Source organism: Treponema sp. R6D11, assembly GCF_054786075.1.
In genome coordinates, this window is sequence record NZ_BDHD01000097.1 from 1 (window position 1) to 6,848 (window position 6,848).

Consider the following 6,848-nt stretch of genomic DNA (forward strand, 5'->3'; position numbering starts at 1 on the left):
CCCGCGCGGCAGGTTGCCCATTCCGGTAGCGCAAAGCGGGGTTTTATACAGGCCGTTCGGTTTTTTAAATACCGAATCGATCCATGTCGAATATTTGCACAAAATGGAAAGCACGTCCTTAACACGTTTCTTGTTTCCCGATTTATGGTAGATATTGTGCTCCGCCCACGCGAAAAGCGGTATTCCAAGCCCTTCCGGATTGTCCCTTTCCACTACAGGAGCGCCGGTTTTTACGTCGTAGGCGCACCGAATCGCCCCATTTGGTTCCTGACGGTCATAAAACAGGTCTAAAGTCGGGTGCGCCTGGTAAATTCTGTTGGAATACACCAAAAAGAACGAAGAAAAGATCGCGTCGGCCTGATTTACCGTCGGCGATTCTGGATACGAGAAGAATTTACCGTTAATTTTGCTTTTTTCACCATCACCGTGCCAACAATCCTCTATCCATGCCCAGGTTTTGTCATATATATCAACAAAATCCTGATCATAAAAGTGGATTTTGGGAAAATCCTGTTTTATCACTTTTTGTCCTTTAGCGTATAATATATCAACATATATTATAATACAGAAACGGTAAATTTACCAGTTTTTTTTTGAAATTCAACGATATTTTTATGATATGCTGACATTTATATGGGAAAATTCGGGGTTGGGTTGGATTTAGGCACGACAACCGTTCAGGCGCGTCTTGTGAATCTTGAGTCAGGCGAAATCCTTGATGAAATCTCCGCATTAAACAGCCAGCGTGTTTTCGGTTCGGACGTGATGACTCGGATAGCGTCTGCAAGAGAAGGAAAAACCGAAGAATTGTTTGCAGCCATTAACGGCCAAACTCGAGGCATACTGCGCCAATTTATCGAAAAATACCGCCTTTCCAAAATTGATAAGTGCCATGTTAGCGGCAATACGACGATGATGCACCTTTTTTGCGGCGTTAATCCCGGCACAATGGGGGAAGCGCCCTATACGCCCGTATTTTTGGAAGAGCGGTATTTTAGCGGAAAGGAGCTAAACCTGTCCGCCGATCAAATCCTGCTTTTGCCGGGGATTTCTTCTTTTGTCGGCGCGGATATTGTCGCGGGTCTTGCGTTTTCTTCTATATTAAACAAGAACGAATCTTCGCTTTTTGCCGACATTGGGACAAACGGTGAGATTGCCGTTCTGAAAAAAAACGGGAAGAAATTTTTTTGCACTTCAACCGCCGCTGGCCCTTGTTTTGAAGGGGCGGAAATTTCCTGCGGCATGATAGCGCAAGCCGGCGCTATAAACAGGATAAGTTTGAGCAAAGACGAATCGGCGAATTGGTTTGCGTACAACTTGCCCATTCTCCCGAACGCCGCGCAGGAAACGCTTTATTACAAAACCGTAGACGATGAAAAAGCGCGCGGCATTTGCGGTTCTGGCCTTATTGACGCGGTAGCGGTAATGAAAAAACTCGGCGTAATAGAAGAATCAGGCGCTTTTGCCGATAGTTACGCGCAAACGGCGTTTTCCGTAGCGGAAAATATCGGCGTCAATCAGGCGGACATACGCCGTTTCCAGCTTGCTAAATCCGCCATTTATTCGGGGATAGCGGTTCTCTGCAAAATTGCGGGTATAAGTCCCGCTTCCTTTGATAAGGCGTACGTCGCAGGCGGCCTCGGGTTTTTCATCGATCTTGAAAGCGCGGCCTTTACGGGGCTTCTCCCGCGCGAAATAATTTCAAAAACCGACGCCTGCGGCAACACAAGCCTGAAAGGTGCGGTGCAAAGCCTTACGGACGGCTCGTTTCTGCCGCGTTGCCATGAAATTATTTCCCGCGCTTGTGTCATAGACCTTGCCGTGGACAAAGAGTTTTCTGAAGCCTTTACTGACAACATGATAATTTAGGGAACGTCAAAAGAAAATCGGTTAGGTTTTTAGATGTTACATTAGCAGTAATATCGAAAAATATGTTACCGTATTCGCCCCGTTGTTGTAGGCGATTCCCGCCGTCTTGCTCAATTCCGTCACGTCGATTCCAACCGCCTCGATAGAACCAATCATTTTTTCAGGGAAAGGGCAGGGGGAAGGAAATGCGCAAACCTCGCAGACGGGGCAAGCCCCTGCGCCGTATAAAGGAGCGCCCGCGAACTTTTTCCTTAATTCGACAGCAAGCAACGTGTGTCGTTCCCTGCCCAACGTCATGCCCTCATGGTCGAAAGGGTCATCAAGCTGATGCTTCGTCGTAAAAACAAGTATCTTGCCGTAACGCGAGAACTTTTCCCTGTTTTCCTCAATCGTCCCGCAGCCCGGCGGGCATGCCCATGATTTGTTGTACTTGCCGCAGGCGTTTGCCTTGCAGTAGTCAAGCAACTCAGGCAGAAAGGCCAATTTGCCGGGGCTTATTTCCGCCCACTCGCAGACAGGCACGCCCGAAGTAGCGGAGGCTTCACGAATATATTGATGATAGTCGTCCATGTTTCACCATGAATGTTGCCTGCCACACGCGTCGCGTAACACAAGGTTTCCCTCGTCGTCGCGGTTGGGATCGTCGCGTTCCATGCCGCGCCTTCGGGTAAAGTAATTAAAAGCGGCCGTCGCCGACAGCGTCGCCGCCAACGGCGCCGAAATGCCCGACCCGCCTGAAAAATCCGCAAGGCAGGGGTCAAAGGCGCGTATCGTATAACCTTTTGGCGCAAGCGCGTTGCGCGTTATCTGCAAAAAATTGTGAAGCGCGGCTTTTGCCATCTTGTAGCCAAGCCCGTTAACGTCCCTCGTCTCGTTTATGCTCGCCTCTGCCGATGTAATGTAACAAAGCCGCTTGCCGTTTCCTTTTTCCAGAAGGGGCAGAAACGCTTCCAACAGAGCCATCGGGCGTTTTACGTTCGCCTCATATAAATCAAAAATAACCCGCTCGTTTATGCCAGTTCGCACGTTAAAATCGTCCGACGTACTTTTTTCATTTGTTACGTCAATATAAATATCGATGCATCCTGAATCTTTTTGAATAACGTCCGCCGCTTCCTTTATGTCCGTGGGAACGGCTAATAATCCCTCCGATACCACATTTCCCATAACGTATGTTTTATAGCCTTCCCGCGCGAAAACCGACGCGAGGTTTTTATCGAAATCATTATTTTGCGCCGTAATTAAAACAACTTTCATTTATTTCCCTTAAAACGGCCATTCCTGGCTTTTGTAATCGTACATTACAAGCCGCTGTTCGTCCCCAAGCGGAGTTTCAAAATATTTAGCCGCGTGAACGGCGGTCTGCGCCGGATCATAAGCCGCAAATTCCGAAAGGGCGCCGTCCTGCAGCTGCCGCTTCATCCAACCGGGGTGGTACAGGCGGAAAGTATACCCTTGGGAATACAGAAGATTGTGCATCAGACGCACGCTCATGTTAAGCGAGGTTTTGCTCATGGGGTACGGGTAACTGTTTCCGGCGCGGTGCTTCATAAGGGTTATGCATGAAACTTCGGAAGAAACAAAGCAAAGCCGTTTCATGCCGCCGTTGTCCAAAAGGGGGAGAAAACACTCCGTCAAAAAAGTCGGACCAAGCGCGTTTACGCGGAAAAAGTCCCAGGGCGCCTTCAAATCCATTGGAGGCTCGAGGATACTGCATTTAATCTCCCCCATAAGGGCGGCGTTGGAGATAAGCATATCAAGCGAATTTGTCTGTTCCTTCACATAATCGCGCGCTTTTTCGATAGACCGCCTGTCTCCGACATCGAGAGGGACGATTTTTAACTCTGAATTTTTTTCGCGTTCCCGTTCGAGCAGATTATAGTCATTAAGGAACTTGCCTGCGAAAACAGTCCATCCCCGAGAAAGAAATTCCCTGCAAAGCGAAAAACCTAGCCCGCGGTCGGCTCCCGTAACAATAACGTTTGGCATAGTGTCCCATTATAGCACAAAAAACGGCCTTGCGCCTTGCGCCCCCGAAAAAAAGCTTTCCTTTAGCGAAAAATATTTTTTAAAAAAAGTTAAATTTTTCCCCCGCTAAAGTCATGCAAAATACATCTGCGCGCATATATATAGTATCTATGTTTTTTCCTTTTTGGAAAATTCATGGCCGGCGGTCTATGCTGCCGGAACTTGTCAGAGGAGGGATGTATGAACAACCTCAATTCTATTCTTATCGAAGGCAATCTGGTGAGAGACCCTCTGCTTCGATCCACCCCCAAAGGGACGCAGGTTTGCACAATGAGCCTCGCGTCGAACCGTTATTACAAACAGGAGACCGGTTTCGAGAAAGAAGTTTCTTTCTTTAACGTGGAATCCTGGGCGCGTCTTGCCGAGTCCTGTTACAACAAGGGAAAAAAGGGCAGGGGAGTGCGCGTCGTCGGCCGCCTGAAACAGGATCGCTGGACAGGCACCGACGGCAAACCGCAGTCCAGGGTTACCATTGTCGCGGAACACGTGGAATTCCGCCCGGAATTCAAGAAGGACGCGAAACCGGCTGAAGAAGCGGCGGAAAGCCAGCCGTCCGCGTATTCTGGTGAGATTGTGGACGAAGACTTCGGCGAAGATGAAGAAGCGGCGGCGATGGCGAACAAGGAGGTGGAAGCAGTAGCGTTCTAGCCGCTGTAAAAGCCGTCTTTCCAGTTAAAACGGCTCGCGTGAGGCAGGGGGGCGCTCTCTTTAACGGAGCGCATCAGATCACGGTAGTTTGATTTTTTCAACGCTTGACCGGACAGATCGATGATAAAGCGGGCGAACCCCGCCTCTTTTAAAAACTGAATTTTATCTATTATGGAAAACGGCTTTTGCGGATAGACGCGCGTACCTTCGGGGCTTGTAACAAGCGAAAAGGCCTCGTCTTTGTTGTCCGTAAAAGAATCAAAATTGAAAACTTCGCCAAGATCCGCCCTTATATTGAAAAGAGGCGGCCAGTTGAAAACCGTTATAAAAATTTTTGACTGTAACGCGCTATGTTTTTTCTTGTCTTTTTTCCCGCCTTTTTTTTCGCTTCCCTTGCTTTTTATCCCAAGGGTACGTTCAAGGTTTTGCCTGTTGTTTTCCAAAGGCGAAACAAAGCCGTCTGGTCCAAACGACGACACGAAGGATAACGACCATGAATTGAAAATGTAAAGCCACGGCCCCGCTATCAATTTAACTTTTTCTCTGCCCTTAAAAAGCGAAAAATGCCCGGGGTTGTTCAACACGTACTTGGTATAGCCTTTTTCGGTTAAAAGCCCAATTTCCTCTTCCGCTTTCCCCTTATCGTATCCCGCTATTTCCTGCGGAAACCACGGATCCAGAGTCAGTATAATTTCCGCCGGTTTAAACGGTAACGGCGGCTTTGTGTCATCTAACAGATACCTCGCGTTTTTTCTAGACAGCGCGAGCATCACCCTCTGCGGGCGCGAAGACTGCACGATGTATAAATCATCGGGGCGCGAGACGGCGATGTAAAGCCCCTCTGGAAAATCAGGGCCGTGCTTTGCGTCACGTTTTTCGCCATGCCCCTCGCGCGTTTGTCCGATTTGTATCTCCGGCGCCTTATCCCTTCCCGGCCCTTTGCCGCCCTTGTTGCCAGAAATTACTGGCGCATAACGCTTTCGCATTTCCTTAGTTTGTATCAGATAGACGCTGTCGCCCAGCTCGCCCTCCGGCGCGGAAATCCAGTAATGGGAGCCGTCTGGTTTTACAAAGGCGATCTTGTGCGTAACCCTGTTGGAGTCGTCACTGCTGTGTATCCGCACCGAATCTTTCGCCGACAGGGACAACCCTTCCGGCGGCAGGATTTGGGCGCGTCTTTCGCCGCCCGCCCCCTTCACTTTAAGAATCGTCCCAAGGCTTATGCCCGTCCCCCCGTCCTGCGCGGGGTTAAGCCAATCAATCGCGGAAGGTTTCCCGTCAAAAAAATACTGCGTCTTAGGACGCGCGAAGTCGTTACGCAAAATTTCTTTTCCCTGTTCGATGCTCCGCTTTATTTCATCTTCGTCGCCGCCAGAGACCGCGTCCACCACAAGCCGGTAAGCGGAAACCACCGCGCCCACATAGCTCGCGCTCTTCATGCGCCCTTCGATTTTAAGCGCGTTAATTCCCGCCGCCGCCAAATCCGGTACGCGCTCCAAAAGCTGTAAATCGTTCGGGCTGAAAAAGTACCCGCTTTCCCCCTCTTTATCAAGAGTTGACCCGTGGGTGGCGCGGTGGTACAGCCGTCTGCACGCCTGAGTACACATTCCCCTATTGGCGGACTTCCCGCCTAGATAACTGGAAAAAAGGCAGACCCCAGAAACGCTTATGCAAAGCGCCCCGTGGACAAAAACCTCAAGTTCAAGGTTGGTTTCGTTCTTAATGCCTTTAAGCTCTCCAAGGGAAAGTTCCCGCGCCAAAACCACCCGCGAAAAATTGTGCTTGGAAAGCGCGTTCGCCCCTCTTGAAGATGCGATATTCATCTGCGTGGAAGCGTGTAAGCGCAAAGACGGAAATTCAGATTTTACCATCGCCGCCACTCCGAAATCCTGGACGATGAGCGCGTCCGGCCCCTGCCCCGCGAGGTATTTTAAAAACTGGTACATGCGGTCTGCTTCGCGCTGTTCAAAAACCGTATTTACGGTAACATAGACCTTTTTCCCCATCTTACGCAAAGCGCGCAAAGCCCCCTCAAATTGGGCGTAGGTAAAATTGGCGCTTCTAAGCCGCGCGTTAAAATCTTTTAAGCCGAGGTAAACGGCGTCCGCGCCTTCGCCTACTGCTGCGTCAAGCGCCTCAGGCGAGCCTGCGGGAGCGAGTAATTCCATGGGTTATTATACCCATAATAATACTATTAAAATACCCTTAAAATAGCGATGGTACCTTCTTTCTATACGCGTATTTTATAAAGAAGCCTATCATTGAAGAGTTTTCTTTAGCATTGGATGTTTCCAATGTATTAT

Annotated in this window: 6 protein-coding genes and 1 pseudogene; 2 read left to right on the forward strand and 5 right to left on the reverse strand. The window is 49.4% G+C overall.

Translation table 11 applies throughout. The annotated features are described in order from the left end of the window. A pseudogene (locus tag ACYVTD_RS08650) lies at positions 1 to 522 on the reverse strand (hypothetical protein); the annotation flags it as partial. 111 nt (positions 523 to 633) lie between these two features. Here ACYVTD_RS08650 and ACYVTD_RS08655 point away from each other — a divergent pair. Further along, entirely contained in the window at positions 634 to 1,869 is a 1,236-nt protein-coding gene (locus ACYVTD_RS08655; protein WP_461247376.1) for an ASKHA domain-containing protein, read from the forward strand. 36 nt (positions 1,870 to 1,905) lie between these two features. On the opposite strand, the gene ACYVTD_RS08660 is transcribed toward ACYVTD_RS08655, so the two are convergent. Genes ACYVTD_RS08660 through ACYVTD_RS08670 form a run of 3 tightly spaced genes read right to left on the reverse strand, consistent with a single transcriptional unit; the run spans position 1,906 to position 3,858 of the window. Then, positions 1,906 to 2,439 (reverse strand): DUF2284 domain-containing protein, encoded by a 534-nt coding sequence (locus ACYVTD_RS08660; RefSeq protein WP_461247377.1) that lies wholly within the window; start codon positions 2,437 to 2,439, stop codon positions 1,906 to 1,908. 3 nt (positions 2,440 to 2,442) lie between these two features. Next, positions 2,443 to 3,126 (reverse strand): Rossmann-fold NAD(P)-binding domain-containing protein, encoded by a 684-nt coding sequence (locus ACYVTD_RS08665; protein ID WP_461247378.1) that lies wholly within the window; start codon positions 3,124 to 3,126, stop codon positions 2,443 to 2,445. Between the two features lie 9 nt (positions 3,127 to 3,135). Then, positions 3,136 to 3,858 (reverse strand): SDR family NAD(P)-dependent oxidoreductase, encoded by a 723-nt coding sequence (locus ACYVTD_RS08670; RefSeq protein WP_461247379.1) that lies wholly within the window; start codon positions 3,856 to 3,858, stop codon positions 3,136 to 3,138. Between the two features lie 219 nt (positions 3,859 to 4,077). Between ACYVTD_RS08670 and ACYVTD_RS08675 the strand changes: the two genes are divergently transcribed. Next, on the forward strand, positions 4,078 to 4,545 hold the full coding sequence (locus ACYVTD_RS08675; RefSeq protein WP_461247381.1) for a single-stranded DNA-binding protein: 468 nt from the start codon (positions 4,078 to 4,080) through the stop codon (positions 4,543 to 4,545). On the opposite strand, the gene ACYVTD_RS08680 is transcribed toward ACYVTD_RS08675, so the two are convergent. Further along, positions 4,542 to 6,713 (reverse strand): peptidase U32 family protein, encoded by a 2,172-nt coding sequence (locus tag ACYVTD_RS08680; RefSeq protein ID WP_461247380.1) that lies wholly within the window; start codon positions 6,711 to 6,713, stop codon positions 4,542 to 4,544. The genes ACYVTD_RS08675 and ACYVTD_RS08680 overlap by 4 nt on opposite strands. Between the last annotated feature and the right edge of the window lie 135 nt (positions 6,714 to 6,848).